18 protein-coding genes and 1 pseudogene are annotated in these 22192 nt (G+C 65.1%); 4 read left to right on the forward strand and 15 right to left on the reverse strand.

All coding sequences use genetic code 11. The features are described from left to right. Nucleotides 1-67: 67 nt before the first annotated feature. The 8 genes from ACE10Z_RS13245 to ACE10Z_RS13280 form a co-directional block, all read right to left on the reverse strand. A complete protein-coding gene (locus ACE10Z_RS13245; protein ID WP_375788305.1) occupies nucleotides 68-1057 on the reverse strand; it encodes a hypothetical protein in 990 nt (329 codons plus the stop codon). Between the two features lie 20 nt (nucleotides 1058-1077). Next, a complete protein-coding gene (locus ACE10Z_RS13250; RefSeq protein ID WP_375788306.1) occupies nucleotides 1078-1863 on the reverse strand; it encodes a putative DNA-binding domain-containing protein in 786 nt (261 codons plus the stop codon). Further along, nucleotides 1860-2759: a DUF692 domain-containing protein gene (locus ACE10Z_RS13255; RefSeq protein WP_375788307.1), complete on the reverse strand. Its 900-nt coding sequence runs from the start codon at nucleotides 2757-2759 to the stop codon at nucleotides 1860-1862. The genes ACE10Z_RS13250 and ACE10Z_RS13255 overlap by 4 nt, the downstream gene beginning before the upstream one ends. 103 nt (nucleotides 2760-2862) lie before the next feature. Next, entirely contained in the window at nucleotides 2863-3120 is a 258-nt protein-coding gene (locus ACE10Z_RS13260; protein ID WP_021077200.1) for a hypothetical protein, read from the reverse strand. A 184-nt stretch (nucleotides 3121-3304) separates the two neighbouring features. Then, a complete protein-coding gene (locus ACE10Z_RS13265; protein WP_342727657.1) occupies nucleotides 3305-3568 on the reverse strand; it encodes a hypothetical protein in 264 nt (87 codons plus the stop codon). A gap of 320 nt (nucleotides 3569-3888) precedes the next feature. After that, nucleotides 3889-5679 carry a thioredoxin domain-containing protein gene (locus ACE10Z_RS13270; RefSeq protein ID WP_375788308.1) on the reverse strand — a complete coding sequence of 597 codons (1791 nt, stop codon included), beginning with the start codon at nucleotides 5677-5679 and terminating at the stop codon, nucleotides 3889-3891. A 97-nt stretch (nucleotides 5680-5776) separates the two neighbouring features. Continuing rightward, nucleotides 5777-6241, reverse strand: a complete 465-nt coding sequence (locus ACE10Z_RS13275; protein ID WP_375788309.1) for a DoxX family protein — start codon at nucleotides 6239-6241, stop codon at nucleotides 5777-5779. A 128-nt stretch (nucleotides 6242-6369) separates the two neighbouring features. Further along, nucleotides 6370-7101, reverse strand: a complete 732-nt coding sequence (locus ACE10Z_RS13280) for a cytochrome c biogenesis CcdA family protein (RefSeq protein WP_375788310.1) — start codon at nucleotides 7099-7101, stop codon at nucleotides 6370-6372. Nucleotides 7102-7291: 190 nt separating this feature from the next. Between ACE10Z_RS13280 and ACE10Z_RS13285 the strand changes: the two genes are divergently transcribed. Next, complete coding sequence (locus ACE10Z_RS13285) at nucleotides 7292-9337, forward strand: adenylate/guanylate cyclase domain-containing protein (RefSeq protein ID WP_375788311.1); 2046 nt, start codon at nucleotides 7292-7294, stop codon at nucleotides 9335-9337. Between the two features lie 157 nt (nucleotides 9338-9494). Here ACE10Z_RS13285 and ACE10Z_RS13290 read toward each other — a convergent pair whose 3' ends face one another. Genes ACE10Z_RS13290 through ACE10Z_RS13300 form a run of 3 tightly spaced genes read right to left on the reverse strand, consistent with a single transcriptional unit; the run spans nucleotide 9495 to nucleotide 13223 of the window. Further along, on the reverse strand, nucleotides 9495-10532 hold the full coding sequence (locus ACE10Z_RS13290) for an A4/G1 family peptidase (RefSeq protein ID WP_375788312.1): 1038 nt from the start codon (nucleotides 10530-10532) through the stop codon (nucleotides 9495-9497). Next, nucleotides 10529-11410, reverse strand: a complete 882-nt coding sequence (locus tag ACE10Z_RS13295) for a phosphatase PAP2 family protein (RefSeq protein ID WP_375788313.1) — start codon at nucleotides 11408-11410, stop codon at nucleotides 10529-10531. The genes ACE10Z_RS13290 and ACE10Z_RS13295 overlap by 4 nt, the downstream gene beginning before the upstream one ends. A gap of 43 nt (nucleotides 11411-11453) precedes the next feature. Further along, nucleotides 11454-13223 carry an adenylate/guanylate cyclase domain-containing protein gene (locus ACE10Z_RS13300; protein ID WP_375788314.1) on the reverse strand — a complete coding sequence of 590 codons (1770 nt, stop codon included), beginning with the start codon at nucleotides 13221-13223 and terminating at the stop codon, nucleotides 11454-11456. Between the two features lie 688 nt (nucleotides 13224-13911). Between ACE10Z_RS13300 and ACE10Z_RS13305 the strand changes: the two genes are divergently transcribed. Beyond that, nucleotides 13912-15204, forward strand: a complete 1293-nt coding sequence (locus tag ACE10Z_RS13305; RefSeq protein ID WP_375788315.1) for an MFS transporter — start codon at nucleotides 13912-13914, stop codon at nucleotides 15202-15204. Between the two features lie 4 nt (nucleotides 15205-15208). Here the strand turns inward: ACE10Z_RS13305 and ACE10Z_RS13310 are convergent, their stop codons facing one another. Beyond that, nucleotides 15209-15820 carry a TetR/AcrR family transcriptional regulator gene (locus ACE10Z_RS13310; RefSeq protein WP_375788316.1) on the reverse strand — a complete coding sequence of 204 codons (612 nt, stop codon included), beginning with the start codon at nucleotides 15818-15820 and terminating at the stop codon, nucleotides 15209-15211. Between the two features lie 170 nt (nucleotides 15821-15990). Between ACE10Z_RS13310 and ACE10Z_RS13315 the strand changes: the two genes are divergently transcribed. Then, entirely contained in the window at nucleotides 15991-17223 is a 1233-nt protein-coding gene (locus ACE10Z_RS13315) for a cytochrome P450 (protein WP_375788317.1), read from the forward strand. A 207-nt stretch (nucleotides 17224-17430) separates the two neighbouring features. Next, nucleotides 17431-21153 (forward strand): AsmA family protein, encoded by a 3723-nt coding sequence (locus tag ACE10Z_RS13320; RefSeq protein ID WP_375788318.1) that lies wholly within the window; start codon nucleotides 17431-17433, stop codon nucleotides 21151-21153. A 68-nt stretch (nucleotides 21154-21221) separates the two neighbouring features. Here the strand turns inward: ACE10Z_RS13320 and ACE10Z_RS13325 are convergent. The 3 genes and pseudogenes from ACE10Z_RS13325 to ACE10Z_RS13335 form a co-directional block, all read right to left on the reverse strand. Further along, a pseudogene (locus ACE10Z_RS13325) lies at nucleotides 21222-21583 on the reverse strand (VOC family protein). A 55-nt stretch (nucleotides 21584-21638) separates the two neighbouring features. Beyond that, complete coding sequence (locus ACE10Z_RS13330; RefSeq protein ID WP_024580116.1) at nucleotides 21639-21914, reverse strand: ribbon-helix-helix domain-containing protein; 276 nt, start codon at nucleotides 21912-21914, stop codon at nucleotides 21639-21641. Beyond that, complete coding sequence (locus ACE10Z_RS13335) at nucleotides 21911-22099, reverse strand: DUF4169 family protein (protein ID WP_375788319.1); 189 nt, start codon at nucleotides 22097-22099, stop codon at nucleotides 21911-21913. The genes ACE10Z_RS13330 and ACE10Z_RS13335 overlap by 4 nt, the downstream gene beginning before the upstream one ends. Nucleotides 22100-22192 lie beyond the last annotated feature (93 nt).

A 22192-nucleotide genomic window follows, 5' to 3' on the forward strand; every position in this document is an offset into this window, starting at 1 on the left:
CGAAGCGGTTTTCCCTCGCGACAAACGCAAAGCGTTTGCGCGGAGATCACGCTCAAAAAAGCGCGCTTCAGCGCGCGCGCGCTTCGGTGATCGCCTTGCGGATATCGGCCAGTGGTGCGCGGTCGTCGAATTCGACGCTGTCGCCCTGGAGCCTGACGCCGAGGTCGCGCCATAGTCCGGCGAGATCGGGCGTCACGGGTTTCGATCCCCATTCGCCATGCAGCCGCGTCAGCACGTCGACGCCGACCGCCTTGTCGGCGGTCGACAGCACGCGCACGAGCGGCCAGTCCTTTTCGTGGTTGCCGCCGGCGGTGAGCACGCCGCGCATCGCATCCTGCAAGCCGAATTTATTGCCGGTGCGTTTGCGGATCTCGACGTCGGCGAACAGGCAGAACATCGCGCCGCCCCAGTATTTCCGGCCCCAGGTGTCGGTCTTGTCGAGGCCCTCATCGCCGGCCTGCGGCAGGCCTTTGGGCATGTCGCGCAGCATAGCCGTCCAGATTTCCCGCGCCGTGAGATCGCCGGCCTGCACCCGCGCGACCGGCTCGACATAGACCGCGAGCCCTTCCGACAGCCAGGCATAACGGTCGTCGAGATCGGGCAGGGCGGTGTGCACCATCTCGTGCACGATCACCCAGTCGCGCTTGAGATCGTCCACGCCCGCGTCGCGGCCGATCGGCAGCCGGATCGCGGCGCCGCGATAGCCCCATGTGGTGCCGCCGCGCACGCGCGAACCGTCGACCGGCACGATCAAGAGCCGCAACGAGCTGACGGGAAACCGTCCGTAATAGATCGAGACCGCGCGGGCGGACGCCTTGATCCAGTCGAATATCCTTTCCTTGGGCAGCGCTATCTCGCCGGGTGCGAACCCGACATGAATGGTGGCGCCAGCGATGTCGAGATCGGTCTTGGGCAGCCGGTCGAAGGCGTCGTAAGGCATGCCCTCGCCGCGCATGAACTCGGACTGCGCCTCGACGTGACACGATGCGATGCCGATGAGGATCGCCGCGACCAGCATCGCGGCGGCGATCACGCGATATGTCGGGATGCTTTTCATCGCGTCATGTCGCGGGCCCGCTATTTGCAGATGGATGCCGCTGTCAGAAGCCCCGCCGTGATCCAGCCGTGCAGATAGCCGGCGCCGCGCGCTGCGGCATTGTCGGGATCGTCGTAGGTCGCGAGCATCTCGCAGAGCACGCCGAACGGAACGCCATCGGAGGCTTCGTCCCACATCATCGCTTCCTCCGTCGGCAGCTCGCGGAACATCGGCGTCGTGTCCTGGCGCCAGATCAGGAGACGCGCAGGCTCGGCGAGCGTCTCCGTCTCGGGCGGCGTCTCGTCGTTCTTCAGTGCCATCCAGATCGAAGCGGCATTGGTCAACAGGTCGATCCTCGCAGCGCTCGGATGCGGCTGGAACACAAGATCGTTCCACTGCTCGGGCGCGAAACCGGCCATCGCCTCCAGCGCGAGCACGGCGCCCTCGGCGGCGTCGAACGCGTCGTTCAACGCCTTCTCCAGCGCGGCGAGGTCGGCGAGCACCGGATGGTTGCTGTAGGGGGCGGTGGCCTTCAGGAAATCCGGCAATCCTTGCGAGAACCAGCGCAGGTTCGGGTGCTCGGACGGCCGTGCCTTGACGTAGGCATGGCCCATCTCGTCGAACATCTCGTCGCCGAGAAAGCGATGCAGCAGCTCGTGGTCGTTACGCATCGCCTCGACCAGCCGCGAGCCATAGGCATGGCGGTAGACGCCGAACAGCGTCGCGCGCGTCTCCCTGGGGCTGTCGAGGATTTCGGTCAGGATGCCCTCGTCGCCGGTGAGGATGGCGTGCTGGAAGTCACCCTGCTGGCGCGCGAAGTCGCTCATGCCGCGGGCGCGCCCGCAGGCAGCACCTGCCCGGCGATCTCGCGGGTGCGCTCGACCTCGCGCAGCAATTCGTCGAGCGGCGGGATGTTGTCGTCGCGTTCGATCATGGTCGAAACGCGTCCGAACCGCTTCAAAGCCGCAACATAGAGGTCCCAGACATCCTCGCACACCGGATGGTCGTGCGTGTCGATGATGTGGGTGCCCATATGGCTGTGGCCCGCCATGTGGAATTGCACCACGCGATCGGGCGGAATGCCGTTGAGGAAGGCCATCGGATCGTAGCCGTGGTTGAAGGCGCTGACATAGACATTGTTGATGTCGAACAGCAGCCAGCAGCCGGAGCGGCGCGACAGCTCGGAGAGGAATTCCCACTCCGTCATCTCGGAATTGTCGAACTGGACATAGGTCGAGACATTCTCGAGCACGATGGCGCGGCCGAGGAAATCCTGCACCAGCTGCACGCGGCTCACGACGTGATCGAGCGCCTCTTGTGTGTAGGGGATCGGCAGCAGGTCGTGCAGGTTCTTGCCGTGCACGCCGGTCCAGCACAGATGGTCCGACACCCATTTCGGCTGCACGCGTTGTGCGAGGTCCTTCAGGCTTTGCAGATAGTCGAAATTCGGTGGCGCGGTGGAGGCGATCGACAGCGAGACGCCGTGCATCACCACGGGATAGCGCGCGCAGATCCGGTCGAGGATGCGCAGCGGCTGGCCGCCCGGCAGCATGTAGTTCTCGCTGATCACCTCGAACCAGTCGATCGGCGGGTTACCGCTCAGGATCTCGTCGTAGTGCTGGGCGCGCAGGCCGAGGCCAAAACCGAGGAACGGCGGCTTGGCTGATTGCAGCGGGCGCTCTGCGAGCACCGACTTGTCCGGTGATCGGCTCGCAACGTTCATGGCGGCTCCGCGCTTCCGGCGCCAGGATCGTGGCGCCCAACTTCAGAAAACTATCATGGAAACGAGGCCCGGCCTACACCGGGCCCCGCCTGGTCCGATCCGTTCACCCGGCCTTGAACTTGCCCTTCGCCGCGGTGCAGTCGGCCTTCGTCATCTCCGCAAAGCCCTGGCCCTTGCAGGCATTCTGACCCTTGCAGGCGTGGTTGCCGCCCTTGCAGGCGCTCTGGCCCTTGCAGGCATTGGCGCCAACGCATTTGCCTTCGCTCGCAGCGTAAGACTGCGTCGACACCACGGCTCCGGCCAGGAAAAGCGTGGCGGCGGCGGCGGCGAGTGTGGCACCGGACTTGGTTGTAAGCTTCATGAGCGTCTCCTTGTGCAAGATGGTTGAAGGTGCGCCGCCTGCAAACCGTGTGAGTTGGCCGAAGGCTGCACCCAAAGATAGCTACGGATATGGTCCGCTTTGGTTACTCATGCCGGGATCATTTATCCACGCCTTGGCGTGAAATGGCCCGGCGCCGTCGCCGGGCCCTCTTGGGACGATGGGATCAGCCCTTGACGAACTTGCCGCCCATCGCGTTGCACTGCTTTTCGGAGCTCAGCGAGAAGCCGGTGCCCTTGCAGGCGTTCAGGCCCTTGCAGGAATTGGCGCCGCCTTTGCAGGCGCTCTGGCCCTTGCAGGCATTGCCGGCCATGCACTTGCCCGTGGCGGCATTCGCGGGCGTCGAGGTGGTCGAAACCACGGAGCCGGCGAGGAACAGGGTGGCCGCAGCGACGGCGAGCGTTGCGCCGGACTTCGAACTCAACTTCATGACGATCTCCTCGGTGATCATTTGAAAGCAAAAAACATGGCGCCGTGAGCATCCTTCGATCGTTCGATCCCGGACCGCACAACGGATGGGCATTCGGAGAGCAATCAGATCGCAGGGGCGTCCGCGGCGCGGTGCTTCCCGCGATTTGAGTGCTCGTCCAAGATCAGCTACGAGGTATCAGGCGATTTGGTTACAGCGTTTCAAAAGAAAATTTTGTTTGGTCCGGGTCTGACGCCCGGTTCATATCAAACACCGTCGGCCAAAGAGTATTCATTGCGCCAAGTCGACCGGTTTGCTGCATTGCACTGCGTGCATCTTAATCAATTTTGCGCGGCGCGCGCCGGCTTCAGCTTTGCCATCTGCGCCACGTTCGCCTGCAACTCCTCGGCGCTGAACGCCGGGAAGGAGCAGATGCGGTTGCTGCAGGCAAAGGCCGCGGGCTCGCCAAGATCTGGATAGTCGACGTCCGGGTTGGGCAGCTTGCCCTCGCGCAGGTCGAGCCATTCGAGCCGCTTGTAGCGAGCGGGCAGGGCGCGGGCGATCGCATGCAGTCGTTGCGCGCGGGCGTCGTCCTTGTGTCCGACGATGGTGACATGCGTCGGCTCGGTGGCCAGCTCCTCATCGGCGAGCAGCACGCCGGGCATCGGCCGCGGCATCTCGGCCGATGCTGCACCGAGATAGCGCATCGCATGCGCAGCCAGTTCACGGGTGCCGTCGCTACCGACATAGCGATCGAGCATGTTCATGAAGCGCGCGACCTGGATCTGGTCGTCGATCAGCTTGGCGGGCCTGGCGAACACGCCGGCCTGTCCTTCCGACGTCTTCGAGGTGAAGAAGCCGCCGGCGTCGTCACGGAACGTCGCGGCGAAGTCGCCGGCTCCCACCGCCGACGTCAGCCAGTCGCGATTGCCGGTCGCGGCGTAAAGATCGAGCAGGGCCTGTCCCATCGCGACGGTGTCGCCGAGGAAGGGGCCGCCGCGATCCTTGTCGCCATGGCGGAAACCGCCGTCCGGCAGCGAGCGATTGGCGAGCACCCATTTCGCTGCGCGCTCGGCGATCGCCAGCGCCTTGGGATCGGCGCTCGCGTCGTAATAGGCCACGAGGCCCGAGATCGCCCAGCCGTTCTCGCGCGCATAGAGGTTCTTGTCGATGCGAGGCAGACCAAGCTTGCGGCGCGCGGCATCATCAAGCGCATAATAGGCGTGGCCGTCGACGTCGTGATTGAGATCGGCGTCCTGGCTGACATAGAAGGCGCCGTCGGGGCTCAGCAGGACGTCCGTGAGGTAACGTTCGACATCGCGCGCGGCCGCGAGATATTTCGCCGCCTTCCATTGCGCATAGGCCTGGCTGTACTGCCGCAGGTATTGTGACTGGAACGAGATGATCTTCTCGAAATGCGGATGGCTCCAGGAGCCGGCCTCGGAATACTGGAACACGCCGCCCCACACCGGATCGATCAGCGCGACCGCGGCATCGAGGGTCTGCCTTGCGCGCTTTGTTGCCGTCGTGTCGCCGGCTTCGGCCCGGCTGATCGCAAGGTCGAGGCTGTCGGCGTCGATATATTTCTGGTTCTCGCCCCAGCCGCCGAGCTTGTCGTCGTAGGATTCGTCGAACGTCCTGGTCAGCTCTGCACGTTGCGCCTTGCCGAGAAAGGCCGAGGTGGCGGGCTTGATCTCGAACGCCTCGCCGACCGACGGGCCCGGCGAGGGATCGTCGATGATGGCCTTGAGCAGCGACTGCATCCGCTCGGGCTCGATATAGCCCCTGATCTTGGCGATCTCGCTGCCGTCAGGCGCGAACACGATGGTCGCAGGCCAGCCCCAGTCGCCGTAGCGGCTCGAGAGGTCCGGATTGGCGTCCTGGTCGACGCGGACCGGGAGATATTTCGCCGCAAGCAGCTCCTGCACCTTGGGGTCGGCGTAGGTGGTCTTCTCCATCACGTGGCACCAGTGGCACCACACCGCTTCGAGATCGAGGATGACGAACCGCTGCTCGGTCGTGGCGCGCGCGAACAGATCGTGGCTCCAGCCGGTCCATGCCGGGGCGTCCGCCGCAAGTGAGGGCGACGCGTTCAACGCGATGAGAATTGCGATGCTGCGGACAAGTCTCATGGCGCGCTCCCGAAGGCGAGGGTCGTCTGAGCTACGGGGCCGCTGGGATCGGGGCTCGCCATGTCACGGTATTGTGAGCCGGCCTGCCGGGCTGCTCTCAGGTCGGCGCCTTCTGGCTCTCGGTCGCGTTGACCAGCAGGCGGTCCAGCGAGGCGGCGCCGGGACCCGCGATCGCAAGCCATATGAAGGCGGCGAAGTAGGTCGCTTCCTCGAACCCGAGCAAGGTCTCCAGCGAGTCGACGTCGCCCCATTTTGCCGACTTGATCGCGACGATCATCACCACCGCGAGCATCGCGGCCGGGATGCGGGTGAACAGGCCGAGGATCAGCATCGCGCCGCCGAAGCATTCGACGCCGGACACGAAGGGGGTGAGGATGGTCGGGAAGGGGATGCCCCAGCCGACGAAATTCTCGGTGACCTGGGCGAGGTTGGTGAGCTTGCCCCAGCCGGCCAGCATGAAGGTGTAGCCGACGATGATCCGCATGATCAGCGGCCCGGCCCAGGCGAAATGCGAGGCGATCCGCGCCGGCAGCAAAATAAGCAGGTTGACGATGAAATTCATGCGAAACCCTCCCAATATTCCGCCATGCAGCCTGCGCCGGCGTTCGATGCGAACGCGAAGGCACGAGCCAAAAGCTACGGCTGCGTCATGGTGGGAGTTTCGCCGGCGAGGCGGGCTTGTTACGGGCCCTAGCCGATATTTTGCAGCGCCGGGAAGGTTTCCAGCAGCCAGACGCTGACGCCGGACACCGCGCCGGTCAGGAAGCCGACGCCGGTGATCACCATCAGCACGCCCATCACGCGCTCGACGGTGTCGAGATGGCGCTTCATCCGCGCGAACACCGAGGAGAACTGCTTGACCATGAAGGCGGCGAGCAGGAAGGGGATGCCGAGCCCGGCGGAATACACCGCAAGCAGGCCGGCGCCCTTTGTCACCGTGGCCTCCGCGGCCGCAATCGAGAGGATCGCGGCGAGGATCGGCCCGATGCAGGGCGTCCAGCCGAACGCGAACGCAAGGCCCATGACATAGGCGCCCCACAGCCCGACCGGCTTGGGCGCGGTCAGCCGCCCCTCGCGCATCAACAGTCCGATCCGGGTGATGCCGAGGAAGTGCAGGCCCATGATGATGATCACGATGCCGGCCAGGATCGAGAGCTCGGCCGACCAGGCGCGCACCAGCCCGCCGACGATCGAGGCGCTGGCGCCGAGCGCCACGAACACGGTCGAGAAGCCGAGCACGAACATCAGCGCCGAGATCATCACGGCGCGCTTGGAGGCCGCGGTGGCGCCGTCCTGGTTCACCTGCTCGATGGTCGCACCGGTCAGGTAGATCAGATAGGGCGGCACCAGCGGCAGCACGCAGGGCGACAGGAAGCTGACTAGACCGGCGATCAGGGCCGCCGGGATCGTGACGTCGTGCATCAAGGAACCTTCGAAGATAGCTGGCTTGTCTTGGCGTGTACGCGGCCAACAATCCAGAAGTTTCGTCACTGAGGCCTTCAACTATGGTCACAGGCCCGTGTCCGGGGGCTGCGTTGCGTCCTGCGCTGGTGAAACAATCGCGGATATGTTCCGTAATGCGGTAAAGCAACCGCTGATCCGGACCTCATCGATGCGCATCGGCATCCGCAGCGCCATCTCCGCCCTCGTCCTGACCTCGATCGTGGTCAGCGCCGTCGGCGTGCATCTGTTGTGGTGGCGCACCGCACAACGGGTGAGCCAGACGCTGGCCGACACCATCAACGACCAGATCGTCTCCGCGGTCGGCGACGAACTGCAGTCGATCACGACCGAAGCGCGCTCGTCGATGACGGCGGTGCGGACGCTGTTGACCGAGAAGGTGCTGGACGCCCGCGACGCGCGCAAGCGGCAGTTCGTGTTCCTGTCGCAGTTGCAGTCGCAACCGACCATTTCGTGGGTCGCGTTCGGCTGGCCGGACGGCTCGTTTTTTGGCGCCCACAAGCTCGGCGACGCCGGCGTCGAGATGCTGACCATCTCGCCCGACCGCAAGCTGCGGGCCGATCAATACGACTATGCCGGCATCGACATCAAGCCGAGGGGCAGCACCGTCGAGGACGGCAAATATCTGGTCACGGAGCAGCCCTGGTTTCGCGATGCGATCGCAGCCCGCGACCAGCAATGGTCGACGCTGACCACGCTGCCCCGCGGCGAGCGGCTGGCCGCGATGCTGTCGGTGCCGATCGATGTCGACGGCGAGCGCACCGGCGTGCTCGCCATCATCATCGAGCTGACCCGGGTGTCGAACTTCCTCTCGCAACTGACGGTCGGCAAGTCGGCGGGCGCCTTCCTGCTCGATCGCGACGGCGGCGTGATCGCGTCCCCCGATGCCGACGCCGACGAGCTGAATGCGCTGAAGACCGATCACCCGCTGCTGCCGGTCGCGGTCGCCGCGATCAGGCAGGCCGGCAAGGCCTACGATCCCGGCGAGGGCGAGGCGTACCGCTCCCAGGTGACGCGGGACGGGCAGGCCTATCAGGCGGTGTTGACGCCGATATCGTTCCCGGGCTGGTCGCTGGTGACGGTGGTGCCGGAATCCGAATTCCTCGGCCCGGTGCGAATGACGATCCGCAGCCTCCTGATCGGGCTCGCGGCCCTGATCGCGGCCGCCGGGCTGTTGTCGGCCTGGCTGGCGCAGCGCCTGATCGCGGCGCCCCTGATCAAGGTGGTCGGCGAGATCAGGCATATCGAGCGCTTCGACCTCGACAAGGTCGAGCGGCATCCGTCGCGCCTTGCCGAGATCGAGAACCTGTCGGGTGCGATCGGCGACATGGCGCAGGGGCTCGCCGCGTTCCGCAAATACATTCCGGCCGATCTGGTGCGGCGACTGGTCAGCGACGGCAACGGCGCGCGGCTCGGCGGCGCCGTGCGGCCGATGAGCGTGATGTTCGTCGACCTCGCCGGTTTCACAGGCATGTCGGAACGGCTGGGTGACAAGATCATTCCGTTGCTGTCGCGCTACTTCGACATCGTCTCCGCCGCGGTCCAGCAGGAGAGCGGCACCATCGACAAGTTCATCGGCGACGCCGTCATGGCGTTCTGGGGCGCGCCGGCGGCCAATCCGGATCATGCCGCCGATTGCTGCCGGGCGGCGCTCGCCTGCCAGCGCGCGGTCGCGCAGGCCGGCCTCGCCGACGACAAGGGAGAGGCGGTCAGGATCCGCATCGGCATCAATTCCGGCGACATGCTGGTCGGCAACATCGGCTCGGAAGTGCGGCTCAACTACACCGTGATCGGCGATGCCGTGAACATCGCGAGCCGCCTCGAAGGCACCAACAAGGTCTATGGATCGACCATCATCATCGGTCCGGAGACGCGGCGTCTGGCCGGTGACCGCATCGTCGTTCGCGAGCTCGACCGGCTCGCCGTCTACGGCCGCGCCGGCGGGCTGGAAATCTACGAGTTGATCGCAATGGCCGACGAGGGCCCGATCGCGCGCGACTGGATCGCGCCCTATGAGGCCGGGCTTTCGGCCTGGCGCGCCGGTGATTTCACCGCAGCGATCGCCGCGTTCGAGAGGTCCTTGCAACTCCGCGGCACGGATGCGGCCTCGACACAGATGATCGCGCGATGCAGGCATCAGCTCGCCAACCCCACCGATGAGGATTGGGACGGCACCACCGTGGCACGGTCGAAATAGCGGCGTCGCGGATGTCTTGGCTGCGACAAAGCAACCCGACGGGCAACGCAGCGGAACCCGTCAACCGCCTCGTGCAAGAATATTTCGCTTTATCAGAAATATAGATCAACAACCCCGCATGTCGGCGGCCTCCGCCCAGCGGGTTGTCGAACGCGCGCTAGCGGAAGTAGGTAAGGAACTCCGTCGAATCAATCGGTCTCGCAATGGAGGGCTTCTCGGTCCTTTCCGGGCCTTCCTTCACGACGTACATGTCGATGAGCTTCGCGCCGGAGAGATTGCGCTCCACCGTCGCTCCGGTATCCATGTTGATTGCCGACGCGCCGCAGTCGTGGAAGACCACGGTGCCGTAGTCCGGGAGCTGCAGCGGCGTTGGATTTCCCGGGAGGGCCGACCGCTCCATCACCCATTCCGCCGTTGCGCCGGGAATCCTGAAGGGTTGCCCCAGTTGGGTCATGGGTGCGGTTTGAAAAAACTGCACGGAGCGACTGGTCGTGAGGTTCGTGATCACGAACGACACGCCGGTGCGATCCGGCGCCACCTGCATGAGGCACATGATCAGATCGCCGGCATGAATCTTCGGCGACACGAGCGTGATCGGATGCGCCTGGGCCGGATCGCCCCTGACCCACCATTGCCACCACGCGAAGAACGAGGTCGTCGGGCTGCCCCCGCCCGCGGCAGGATCGATGTTCTGCGCGGTGCCGATCTGCGGCAGCGTCGATCGGTAATATCGACGTTGTCCATCAAAGCCGATCCACGTCGAACTGTGGTATGTCTCGCTGGCGCGGCCGCTCGCCGGCTGGGTTGGCGTCGGCACCTGAAACTTCCCCCAGACCGACGAGAATATGGTGCCATCCCTCGGCGTGATGTAGGCACCGGACCAGTTGAGGCTGCTTTCCCGCCGCGGCGATTGGTCGAACGATCGGCGAAGGCCCGCCGTGACGGGGGAAAGCACTTGGAAATCGAACGCCTCGAACGCCACCGTCGGACTAAACATCTTCTGCCAGAATGCGTACTCGGCCGGCTGCAGCACCGGGTCCGGTCGTCTTGGAAAGCCGAGCGCCTTCAGCTCGTCCTGCGACGCGACCATCGTGCGAAATCCGGTGGGAGGAAGCACGCTGGTCGTCGAATCCCTGATGACCTTCTTCAGGCCTTCGGTGTCGTATGTGGGGCTCCGCCCGTCCCGGGTGCTCATTGCCATTCGCCCGCGGCAGCCGCGATTGCGCTGTCAAACATCGGCACGACGGCCGGCGTCAGAATGACGGTGTCCAGCAGATCGGCGATTCTGGCGCCGCCTTCCGAATCCTTCGGATAGTGCACACCGGCGATCTCGCGGTTTCGGGCGATCGAATCCGCCAGAATCGACAGGTCGGATTTCCATACGGCCTGGTCGGCCGCAGACACCGCCGCCGCGGCGAACACCCGAAGCATGCAGTTCTTCATGAAATGGGCCTGGGTGGAATGCCCGCTCGGCCAGGATGAGTGGCCGGGGACCTGGATCGGCGGCAGCAATGCGGGACAAAGCTGCGACGGCCGAGGCAAATCGTATCTGTCCTTGAAATACAATGCCGCAAAGGACCCAATCAAACTCGCGATGTTCAACAGGCGCCAGGTTTGCGTATGCGAGCCGGGCCGCGCGGTCAGCACAGCCAGAAAATCCGTGAAGAATTCAACGTCCTGCGAGAGGATCAGGCCCATGGCATCCGGCCGTTCATCCCGCGCGGCGAGTACGAGGTTATCTATCTGAGCGGTATAGCCGGCGACCAGGTCGGCCCGAATCTGCGTGAGGGTGGCGTCGGCGTCGACGGTCGCTGCCCAGCCGGGGACATTGGCGACGAACTGATGCAGGACACGCCACGCATACCATTCTGCAGACCATTGCCGGCTGCCGAAGTGCGCCGGCGGCGTCCGCCGCAGGGTGCCAAGCTCGTTTGTGCCGGAGGGGTCGAGCCTCGTGACGAACGGCAAGTCGACGCGGTCTGAAATAAGCCAGCCGCCCCCTCCGACGTTGCCGGTGTTTCCCGTATTGCCGGTGTTTCCGGTATTGCCCGTGTTACCTGTGTTGCCAGTCATTGACGTCTCTCCCTTGTTCGGCAGTTGTCGTCAGCAATACCAGTCAATCAGGAAGCCCCGCCGATCGCAGATGGCCGAGCCAGGTGTCCAATGCATCGCCACGAAACGGGCAGTGCGGCGCGTAGGACGAAATACGGAATCCGGGTTGAATCTCCAGGTAGCGGCGTGCCGCCTCCGCTGCTTCTTCACGTCGGCCCAAGGCACCGAGCGTGGCGATGAGCAGGCGATGATTGAAGCGAATAAGTCCGTTGCGATTCAGTGCGCCGCGCACCCACTCCAATGCCTGCTCATAGTCGCCATTCACGTAGTGAGCCTGGCCGAATAATCCCTCGTGCCAGAACGAGCGCGCGTCGAGCGGCGAGAGCCGGACGCCCTGCTCGCCCTGGCGCAGAGCGGCAGGGCCGTCACCGAGAAAGCCGGATGTTGCGCTTGCCATGGTCCAGGCCATGGCTGAACTCGGGCCGGCGGCAACGGCGCGGTCGAGGGCTATCCTTGCGCTTTGAAAGTCGTGCAGCAAGAATGATTGGACGTGACCATACACCGCCAACGCGAATGCATCGTCACCGCCTCGATCGATCGCCTCCTTGGCGTATCTGGCGCCGGCGATGACGTCAGCCTCGGGATCCGGCGATCCGATTTCCCCGATCCGGAACACATACCACAGCGCGACGTAGGAATAGGCCAGCGAAAAATTAGGGTCGTATGAAATGGCTTGCTCGAGCAGGCCACGCGCTTTGGAGAAGGAATCGTAGTCCATCCGGTACAGCAGATCGAGCGCCTGCAACACGAGGTCGTACGCGGTCAGGTTCTGCGGATGTTTGCGCATCGATCGCATCAGCTCGCGCTCGCGAACCTGCGGCGCGATCTGTCTTACGACATTGACGGCAATCCGATCCTGGAGCGCAAACAGCTCGCCAAGGTCGCCTTCGTGCAAATCCGAACGAATGACTTCGCCCGACTCGGCGTCGCTGAGCTCGGTCACGATGCGGACTGAGGTCATCGTCCTCTGAATCCCGCCATAGAGGACATAGCGAACCCCGAGCCGACGTCCGATCTCGCGGACGTCGACGTTGCGGCCGCTGAAGCCGAGGCTGGAGCCGCGCGATACGACAAAAAGCTCCTTGAGCCCGGCCAGGCCGCGAATGATGTCGTCGACGACACCATCGGCGAAATAGCCCTCTTCCGGAGTGGCCAGGTTCATGCGGAACGGCAGCACGGCAATCGAGGGGCGGGGTTCCGAGCCCACCGGGGCTTCGCCAACCAGCTTCGCGGGCTGCATGGGTCGGTGGAGCGCATACACGCGGACAGGTCGACCCATGTTGCGAAGATGCAGATCGCCAAGATCGATCACGCTGACGTCCAGGTCCTGGCCGATCTGCTCCGCAACGGCTCCCGACACCACGACGCCGCCCGCTTGCGCATAGTTCTGAAGGCGCGCCGCAATGTTCACGCCCTCGCCATAGACGTCATCTTCTTCGACGATGATGTCCGCGGCATTCAGCCCGATGCGAAAGCTGATGCGCTCGTCGGCGGGCATCGCGGCTGTATTCATGGCGAGAGCTTCTTGCAGCGAAAGCGCGCACCGCGTTGCATCGCGCGCGGTATCGAATGTCGCAAGGAAGCCGTCGCCGGTGTTCTTGACGATCCTTCCGTTCTGCGCCGTGACGCCCGGGTCGAGGACTTCCGAGCGCAATCGCATCAGCCGGGTATGGGTGTTTTCCTCGTGCGCCTCCATCAGGCGCGTATACCCGACCACGTCCGCCGCAAGGATTGCCGCGAGACGTCGGCGAACTTCCGGGACCGATGGGGTCATCATATTATTGATACTTCTGCAAAATTTTACTGATACGCGGCTAAAATCCGGCACGAAGAACGCGAAAAGGATATCTTCATCAAGATCATAAAGGAAGGCTCCATCCGGTGGGCTGTGCCAGCCAAGTGCGCTGGTACAGTATGATGTTTGCAACCTTTGAGGGGGTGTCCGTGGGCGCGCAATCGCGATCCGCCCGACGGGTGGATACGGTGCGGACCAAGCAGGCATTCGCGCCTTGAACATGTAACGCAAATGCGTCCCTTGGCTTCATGGCTGGATCATCGTCGCAGCGAAACGCGTCTCCATTGATCTACGTCAATGCGGGAACGGTGTTCTCCTTTCTTCCCGCCGATCACGGGCGAGTTTAGCCGGGAGCGCGGCGTTATCGCTGGGGCGATCGCGATCGTCGTATTCGGTGCTGCCAGTCGCCCGATGGAGCGTGCTCGGAAGTCCCGCAGATAACAGAAGGTCACTGACATGGCCGAGGTGGTTGACATCGCGCGCGAGTCTGCCGCGCCAGGCCTGATTGTCTATGAATTGCTTCACACAATGGGGCCGTTGGGCGAATTGACGCGGGCCGGTGGAATATCCGCCCTTGAAGCCACCTTGTCGGTCCGTGGGACTTGACCGTCAGCGGGCGCGGGCTGAAACAGGTATTCGTCCTCCAACCCTGGCAACGAAGACCCCCATGCGACTTCCCTTTTTCTACGGCTGGGTCATCGTCGCGGTGACCTTCGTCACGATGGCGATCGGCGTCAACGCACGGACGGCATTCTCGCTGTTCTATCCGCCGATCATCTCCGAATTCGGCTGGGAGCGCGGCGTCACCGCGGGCGCATTCTCGTTCGGCTTTGTTGCCTCGGCGATCGCAAGCCCGCTGATCGGCCGGCTGATGGACCGCGGCGGCCCGCGCGCGGTGATGGAGCTTGGCGTCCTGTTGATGGGCTCCGGCCTGCTGCTGGCGCCGCTGACGACGCAGCCCTGGCACCTCTATCTCACCATCGGCGTGCTGGTCGGCGCTGGCAGCGTCTGCCTCGGCTACTCCGGCCAATCGCTGTTCGTGCCGAACTGGTTCCTGCGCCGCCGTGGCCTCGCGATCGGGCTCGCCTTCGCGGGCGTCGGCATCGGCTCGGTGACATTGCTGCCGTGGGTGCAGCACATGATCGAGCACACCGGCTGGCGCACCGCCTGCACCGCGATGGGGATCGTGGTGCTGGTCGTGCTCGCGCCGATCAACCTGTTGCTGCACAAGAAGCCGGAGGACATCGGCCTGCAGCCGGACGGTGATGCCGCGCCGACGGCGACGTCGGCCAGGCCGGCATCGAACATCGTCGATCCGGTGTGGGCCGGCACCGATTGGACGCTGTCGCGTGCGCTGCGCACCGCGCGGTTCTGGTGGATCGCGATCGGCTATTTCTGCGGCCTGTACATCTGGTACGCCGTGCAGGTGCACCAGACCAAATTCCTGCTCGACATCGGCTTCAGCTCCAATGTCAGCGTCTGGGCGCTTGGCGTCGTCAGCCTGCTCGGCATACCCGGGCAGATCTGGCTCGGGCATCTCTCCGATCGCATCGGACGCGAATGGGTGTGGGCGATCTCCTGCTTCGGCTTCGTGATCTGCTTTGCCGCGCTCGCCGCCTTGAAATACTGGCCGAGCATGGCGCTGATCTATCTCATGGTGTTCACCCAGGGCGCGCTCGGCTATGGCCTGACATCCGTGATGGGACCGGTGGTGCTCGAGATCTTCCAGGGCAGGCACTACGGCAGCATTTTCGGCACCGTGATGCTGGCCGCGCTCGCCGGCGGAGCCGCGGGCCCGTGGATCACGGGCCAGCTCTACGATCTCTCGGGCAGCTACACGAGCGCGTTCCTGCTCGGCATTGCCGTCAGCCTGCTGTCGGCATTTGCGATCTGGCAGGCTGCGCCGCGCAAGGTCCGTGCCGTCGCCGGCCAGATGCACAAGGCCGCCAGCGCGGCCTGACGCATCAGGCGGATGAAACGCCGATTGCCCGCTGCAGGTCGGTGATCGCGCGCAGGCAACTGTCGGCGGGGGTGGTCTCCGGATCGATCAGGCGGTGCAGGCGGAAACCATCTTCCAGCGCCAGCACGATCGCGCCGGTCCAGTCCGGATTGAGTCTGGCGTTCCTGCCGCTGTTCTTCTGCGCGGTCTCGACGATGTCGGCGATCAGCTTGCGCCGCGCGCGCAGGCGCTTGGCAAGCTCGGGCCTGCGCTTCTCGGCGCGCGCCACGAACAGGATCATCTCCATATGCAGGAGAGGCGAGCGGCCGAGCGGATCCTGGCGGCTGCGATCCATGGTGCGCAGCGCCTCCAGGAAATCGGCGAGGTCCTTGTGCTTGGCGAGCAAATCGAGATTGCGCCGGATCGATTGCTCGACGTGATCCTCGAGCATCGCGAAGATCAGCTCGTCCTTGCTCTTGAAGTTCGAATAGAAGGCGCCGCGGCTGAAGCCCGCCGCAGCCGCGATCGCTTCAATGCTGGCGCCGCCAATTCCTTGTTCCTCGAACACCCGCGCCGCCGCCTCGAACAGCTTCTCGCAGGTGTCGTCCCGTGTCGGTCTGGTTCGAACCCTTGACATCAGCGCAGTTTAGGGCACAATGCAACTCGATACAAGAGTGTATCGAGTTGCATTGCCAAAACCAGAGTTGCTAAAACCAGAATGGCCGTACCCGTGTTGGTGCGGTCTTGAGGATGACACCAAGGCGCGCCAGAGTGCAGGCACCGGCGTAGCGCACGAACGAGGTCACCATGAACGAGCAAGTTCAGCCGGCCAGCGGCGAGCCGCTTTTCAATCCACTGGCGCCCGAATTCATTCGCAATCCCTATCCGTATTATGAGCGGCTGCGCCGCCTCGATCCGATGCATGTCAACGCGCACGGCGCATTCGTGGCCAGCCGTCACGCGGAAGCCAGCCTCGTGCTGCGCGACAAGCGGTTCGGCAAGGACTATGTCGAGCGCTCGATCCGCCGTTACGGCCCCAAGATCATGGAGGAGCCGGTCATTCGCAGCATGAGCCACTGGATGCTGCAGCAGGACCCGCCCGACCACACCCGCCTGCGCGGGCTCGTCGTCAAGGCGTTCACCGCACGCCGGGTCGAGGATATGCGTCCGCGCATCCAGCACGTCGTCGACGAGACGCTCGACCGCATCATTCCGCAAGGGAGGATGGACCTGATCGAGGATTTCGCGTTCCGCCTGCCGGTGACGATCATCTGCGACATGCTCGGCATCCCCGAGGAGCATCGCGATGCCTTTTACAATGGCTCGCGCGACGGCGGCCGTCTGCTCGAGCCGGTGCCGCTGTCGGCGGAGGAGATCAAGCAGGGCAACGCCGGCAACGCGATGGCCGCGATGTACTTCCACCAGCTGTTCGAGCTGCGCCGAAAGCAGCCCGGCGACGACCTCACCACGCAACTGGTGCAGGCCGAGGAGAACGGCCAGAAGCTGACCAACGAGGAGCTCACCGCCAACATCATCCTGCTGTTCGGCGCCGGCCACGAGACGACCGTGAACCTGATCGGCAACGGCCTGCTCGCGCTGTTCCGCAACCCGGACCAGCTCGCGCTGCTCAAGGCCAATCCCGGCCTGATCACCAACGCGATCGAGGAGTTCCTGCGCTACGATTCCTCGGTGCAGCTGACCGGCCGGGTCGCGCTGGAGGACATCGACGATCTCGGCGGCAAGCGCATCCCGAAGGGGGAGAGCGTGCTGTGCCTGCTGGGATCGGCCAACCACGACGAGGCTGTCTACCCCAATCACCCCGAGAAGCTCGACATCCAGCGGCCGAACGTGAAGCCGCTGTCGTTCGGCGGCGGCATCCATTTCTGTCTCGGCGCCCAGCTGGCGCGGATCGAGGCCGAGATCGCGATCTCGACGCTGCTGCGCCGGATTCCCGACCTGCGGCTCGATGACGCGGAGAATCCGGAGTGGCGGCCGACCTTCGTGCTGCGCGGGCTGAAGCGGCTCCCTGCGAGCTGGTGACATCCCGGATGTTGTGACGTCCGGGATGCGCGGCAGGGCAGTAACCCTGCCGCGGAAGGCCGGTGTGCACGCACGCTTGAGCGGAAAACCGTCATCCGCCTGACGTCGCAGCGGTAAAGCCGCTGTGACTTCGCCATACTTGTCTCTATATTTGGGTTGCTCCGGCCGAGCGTTCAGCACCGCGGAGCGGGCTCAAAGGGAGACACCGTGCAGACGACGCTGCTCGGCCTGGCAATCGCCTTCATTCTTGCACTGGTCGCTGCGCTGGTCGGTCCGTATTTCGTTGACTGGAACCAGTTCAGGCCGCAGTTCGAGGCGGAGGCGTCGAAGATGATCGGCATGCCGGTTCGTGTCGCCGGCAATCTCGACGCGCGCCTGCTGCCTGCGCCCTCGCTGCGGTTGAAAACCGTCACTGTCGGCGGCGCCAACGACCGCGGCAAGGTCCGGGCCGCCAATCTCGACGTCGAGTTCAGCCTGAGCTCGCTGATGCGCGGCGAGTGGCGCGCCAACGAACTCACCATCAACGGCGTGTCGCTCGACCTCGGGCTCGATCCGAAGGGGCGGATCGACTGGTCGCCGTCGAGCGGGAGCTTCAACCTGGCTTCGCTGGCGATCGACCGCCTCAATCTGACCGGCCGCGTCGCGCTGCACGATGCCACAAGCCGCAGCACGCTCGAGCTGAACGACATTGCCTTCAGCGGCGATGTCCGCTCGCTTGCCGGCGCCGTCCGCGGTGACGGCAATTTCATGTTCGACGGCAACCGCTACCCGTTTCGGATCTCCTCGGGGCAAAGCACTGATGGCAGCGGCACCCGCCTGCATTTCAACATCGATCCCGGGCAACGGCCAGTGTCGGCCGATCTCGACGGCATCCTGACCTTCGAGGCCCGCGCGCCGCGGTTCGAGGGGAGCGTGACGCTCGCGGGCACGCCTGGCCAGCGCGGCGGCAGCGACATGCCGCCCTGGCGGATCGCCGCCAAGATCAAATCGGATTATTCGGCTGCGCGTCTCGACCAGGTCGAGGTGAGCTATGGCGGCGAGGACCGCGCGCTGAAGCTCGCGGGAAATGGCGATCTCAAGTTCGGTGCATCGCCGCTGCTGCGCGCCTCGCTTTCGGCACGACAGCTCGATGGCGACAAGTTTGCCGCAAAAGACAGCGCCAAAGACGGCAATAACGGCAATGTCGAGCCGGTGCGCGTGCTGCCGGCGATGCGCGCGGTGTTGTCGAGTCTTCCGCAAAGCCCGATACCGGCACAGGTCGAGCTCACGTCCGAGCAGATCATGCTCGGCGGCCGCCCGCTGCAGGACATCTCGGCGGAGCTGCAATCGGATGCGAAGTCATGGACCGTGCGCCGACTGGAGTTTCGCGCACCGGGATCGACGCGGGTCTCGATGAGCGGCGCGAGCGCGCAAGGGGGAGCCTCGAACAGCTTCAAGACCGCGCTCAATATCGAATCGTCCGACCCCGATACGCTGATGAGCTGGCTGCAGGGGCGGAGCGACATCGCCTATCGCAGCCAGAAGCCGCTGCGGTTGCGCGGCGACGTCACGGTGTCGCCGGCCGGTTTTTCGATCGACGCGATGAAGGCGGAGATCGAGAGCGGCACGGTCGAGGGCCGCGTCGCGGTCGCGCATCGCGAGGCGACGAGCGGCTCGAAGGTCGAGGCGCAGTTGAAGGCGGAGCGGCTCGATCTCGATGCGACCGCAGCCTTCATCCGATCGCTCGCCGGCCCGCAAGCTGAATGGCCGGACGAGGCGCAGCTGTCGCTCGACATCGGGCGCGCGGTCTCCTCGGGGCAGGAATTGCGGCCGCTGCTCGCGAAGATCGCCTACAGCCCGAACAACATCGTGCTCGAGCGCGTCAAGATCGGTCAGCCCGACAATGTCACGCTTGACGGCAGCGGCAATTTCGATCGCGTCAATTCGACCGGCAAGCTCGCGGTCGATGCGACCGCCGCGTCGCTTGGCCGGTTGACGGCTGTGGTTCAGCCGTTCGCACCGGCGCTTGCCGCGCGGCTTGGCGTGCTGCGCGCGGATGCCGGTCCGGTCCGTGCCAGGCTTGCGCTCGACCTCGGCAAGGGCAAGGCCGCCGATCGCGGCAGCGCGCGCGCGACGGTCGATCTCGACACGCCGCAGCTCAAGGGCAATACGGTGATCTCGGCGACCCCGTCGGTGGCTGCGATCCGTGCGCTGGATGTCGACGCACTTCGCAAAAGCGAGGTGACGGCCGAAGCGAAATTCTCCGCCGGCGAGGGCAATGCGCTGCTGGCACTGCTTGGGCTTGACCGCGCGGTCGCAGCCGGTGCGGGCCCGACGCGGTTCGAGGGCACCGCGAGCGGCGCGTGGCAGGCGCCGTTGCGGCTGAAGGCGAGGCTCTGGGGCGCCGGGCTCGACGCGGATGCGGAAGGGACCGTGGAGCCGTGGTCCAGGAACGGCGCGAGCGAGAGCAAATCGAGTGTCAGCCTCCGTGTCCGCAGCGCCGACATCAGTCCGCTGCTCCATCTCAAATCATCCGATCCGGCGGCAAACATCCGCCTGTCGTCGCGGATCACGCTTGCGGGTGACAGGCTGACCTTCGATGATCTCGACAGCATCGTCGCCGGTTCGCGGCTGCGCGGCCGGCTGGCGCTGACGCTCGCCGATCAGAAGAGCATCGACGGCGAAGTCGGCCTCGATCAGATCACACTGGCGCCGATTTTCGCGGCGGCGATCGGCGCGGCCGGTCACGATGCGACGGAGCCGCTCGGCCAGGGACTGACGGGCGCCTGGCGCGGCAAGGTCACGTTCGAAGCGCTGCACGGTCTGCTGCCGGGCGGCGCCGAGCTGCAGCCGGTCAGCGGCACCATCAGGTCGGATGGGCAGTCGCTGACCTTCGACGGCGTCAAGGGCAAGATCGGCGGCGGCGAGGCGACCGCCTCCATCGATGCGCGACAGGGCGTCAACGGACTCGCCTTAAATGCAAATGTGCAGCTCTCGGGCGTCGACGGTTCGGCCCTGCGCTATCGCAGTCTCGCGATGCCCAAGGGACGCGCTTCGATGCAGATGACGTTGTTGACGCAGGGCCGCAGCGCTTCGGCGCTGATCGGTGCGCTGTCCGGCAGCGGCGCCGTGACGCTGGAGGGGCTGAACCTTCCGGGTCTCGATCCGCGCGCGTTCGACGTCGCGATCCGCGCCAGCGATTCCGGGCAGGCGACCGACGATACGCGGCTGAGGCAGATCGTCGAGCCGGCGCTCGCCGCCGGCGGGCTGTCGGTCGTTTCGGCCCAGATTCCCTTCAACATCCGTGACGGCCGCATCCGGTTCGGCACCACCACGCTTGCGGCGAGCGGTGCCAACGTCATCGTGTCCGGCGGCTACGACATTCCGGCCGACCAGGCCGACATCCGCGCCGCGCTGGCCTCGACGCAGGTCGGCACCGCAAACAGCCGTCCGGAGATCCAGCTGCTCGCCGTGGGCACGCCCGACGGATTGTCGCGCAGCGTCGACATTGCGGCGTTGTCGTCGTGGCTTGCGGTGCGCGCGATCGACCGGGAGACCAAGCGGCTCGACGCGATCGAGCGCGGCGAACCGGTGCCGCCGCCGACCCCGGCGGCCCTTCCGCCGCCCGCCGCGCCGGCGCCGGATGCGTCCAATCCAAATTCGGCGGGAACGCCTTCTGCCAATTTGCCGGTGCCCGGCCCGGATCCGCACCATGTGCCGGCGAAGCCGAAGATCGTAGCGCCCCGGCCGCCGGTCATCCCGCCCGCTGCCACAGCACCTGCCGCTGTGCCGCCTGCGCCGGTTGCGAGCCAGCCGCAACTGGCGCCGCTGCCGCCGCCGATCGAGGTCAAGCCGGTGCCCGGCGCGGCCAGGTCGAGGCCGCTGCGGCCGCCACTGTCGCTGACGCCGCAGGTCGCCAATCCGCCGCCGCGGCCGGCGATGCAGAACTAGAATGCGTTTTCACGTGAGGCGGGTACCGGTTCGCGTGACGAAAACGCGTCAGAACAGGAATCCAGAGCTTACGATCGGTGCTGGAGAATATTGATCAGCCGGCCGAATGGATCGCGGACGAAGAAGCGCCGCACGCCCCATGGCTCGTCCGCCGGTCCGCCGGTCCGTAGCCGATCGCGATGCCGGCGGCCTGCATCCGGCGCAGCGCTTCGTCGAGGTCGTCGACCTCGATCGAGGGATCGGGCACCGGCGTGCCGGAGCCGCCTTCGGAAGCGAAGCTGATTTGAACCTGCATCGTTTCGGATGAGCCGTAGGTCGCAACCCAACCGAAATCCATCAGCGGCTCGAGGCCGAGGATGTCGCGATAGAACGATTTCGCTGCCGCGACATCTGATGCGGTAACGTTCGCGACGATGCGATTGACTTTCATGCTGAAGTCCACGCGGCGGAACGACCGTCTGCCGAAGCGACGGTCGGCAAGGCCATCAGGCCTGCTGGCGCGTGTCGACCTGCTGCGGCCTGACATCCGTCGGCACGGCCGGGGTGGCGCGCGAGCGGAAATAGTCGAGCACGAAAAGCCGGATCGCGGAGGACAGATTGCCCTGCTGACGGTTGTTGTCGATCTCGCCGACCAACTCCGACAGCGTCATGTTCCGCAGACCGGAAATCTCCTTCATGCCGTTCCAGAAGGCTTCTTCGAGGCTGACGCTGGTCTTGTGACCAGCGACGACGATCGACCGCTTGACGACGGGAGACTTCATGATGCGTCACCACTTTCGATGCGGTGCTGATCGAGCACGCGCGTACTGCGCTCGCCGAGAAATTCGTCACGCGCTCGTTCGGATTTGGTGCGACCGAATAGCGCACGATTGGCTTCGGCCTGCTTTACTGCTTGTTCGCGCTCACCGCGCTTCTTGAATCGTTTCAGGTTGACCACGTCGCCCATGCTCGTCGTCCTCATCGTCCCCACAGCGGACTTGGTGATGCATCGTGACGAAAGCAAGAGCGATCGCGCTAAGCGCCCGGCTCGATATCCATC

This window comes from Bradyrhizobium sp. Pha-3, assembly GCF_042258615.1.
In the GTDB taxonomy this organism is placed as follows: domain Bacteria; phylum Pseudomonadota; class Alphaproteobacteria; order Rhizobiales; family Xanthobacteraceae; genus Bradyrhizobium.

Bases quoted from the DNA above. Each gene is read 5' to 3' on its own strand.
- ACE10Z_RS13335 (WP_375788319.1), bottom strand. From the start codon at position 22,099: ATGGGCGACGTGGTCAACCTGAAACGATTCAAGAAGCGCGGTGAGCGC.
- ACE10Z_RS13270 (WP_375788308.1), bottom strand. From the start codon at position 5,679: ATGAGACTTGTCCGCAGCATCGCAATTCTCATCGCGTTGAACGCGTCG.
- ACE10Z_RS13315 (WP_375788317.1), top strand. From the start codon at position 15,991: ATGAACGAGCAAGTTCAGCCGGCCAGCGGCGAGCCGCTTTTCAATCCA.
- ACE10Z_RS13275 (WP_375788309.1), bottom strand. From the start codon at position 6,241: ATGAATTTCATCGTCAACCTGCTTATTTTGCTGCCGGCGCGGATCGCC.
- ACE10Z_RS13280 (WP_375788310.1), bottom strand. From the start codon at position 7,101: ATGCACGACGTCACGATCCCGGCGGCCCTGATCGCCGGTCTAGTCAGC.
- ACE10Z_RS13285 (WP_375788311.1), top strand. From the start codon at position 7,292: ATGCGCATCGGCATCCGCAGCGCCATCTCCGCCCTCGTCCTGACCTCG.
- ACE10Z_RS13330 (WP_024580116.1), bottom strand. From the start codon at position 21,914: ATGAAGTCTCCCGTCGTCAAGCGGTCGATCGTCGTCGCTGGTCACAAG.
- ACE10Z_RS13310 (WP_375788316.1), bottom strand. From the start codon at position 15,820: ATGTCAAGGGTTCGAACCAGACCGACACGGGACGACACCTGCGAGAAG.
- ACE10Z_RS13300 (WP_375788314.1), bottom strand. From the start codon at position 13,223: ATGACCCCATCGGTCCCGGAAGTTCGCCGACGTCTCGCGGCAATCCTT.
- ACE10Z_RS13290 (WP_375788312.1), bottom strand. From the start codon at position 10,532: ATGAGCACCCGGGACGGGCGGAGCCCCACATACGACACCGAAGGCCTG.
- ACE10Z_RS13295 (WP_375788313.1), bottom strand. From the start codon at position 11,410: ATGACTGGCAACACAGGTAACACGGGCAATACCGGAAACACCGGCAAT.
- ACE10Z_RS13245 (WP_375788305.1), bottom strand. From the start codon at position 1,057: ATGAAAAGCATCCCGACATATCGCGTGATCGCCGCCGCGATGCTGGTC.
- ACE10Z_RS13265 (WP_342727657.1), bottom strand. From the start codon at position 3,568: ATGAAGTTGAGTTCGAAGTCCGGCGCAACGCTCGCCGTCGCTGCGGCC.
- ACE10Z_RS13260 (WP_021077200.1), bottom strand. From the start codon at position 3,120: ATGAAGCTTACAACCAAGTCCGGTGCCACACTCGCCGCCGCCGCCGCC.
- ACE10Z_RS13255 (WP_375788307.1), bottom strand. From the start codon at position 2,759: ATGAACGTTGCGAGCCGATCACCGGACAAGTCGGTGCTCGCAGAGCGC.
- ACE10Z_RS13305 (WP_375788315.1), top strand. From the start codon at position 13,912: ATGCGACTTCCCTTTTTCTACGGCTGGGTCATCGTCGCGGTGACCTTC.
- ACE10Z_RS13250 (WP_375788306.1), bottom strand. From the start codon at position 1,863: ATGAGCGACTTCGCGCGCCAGCAGGGTGACTTCCAGCACGCCATCCTC.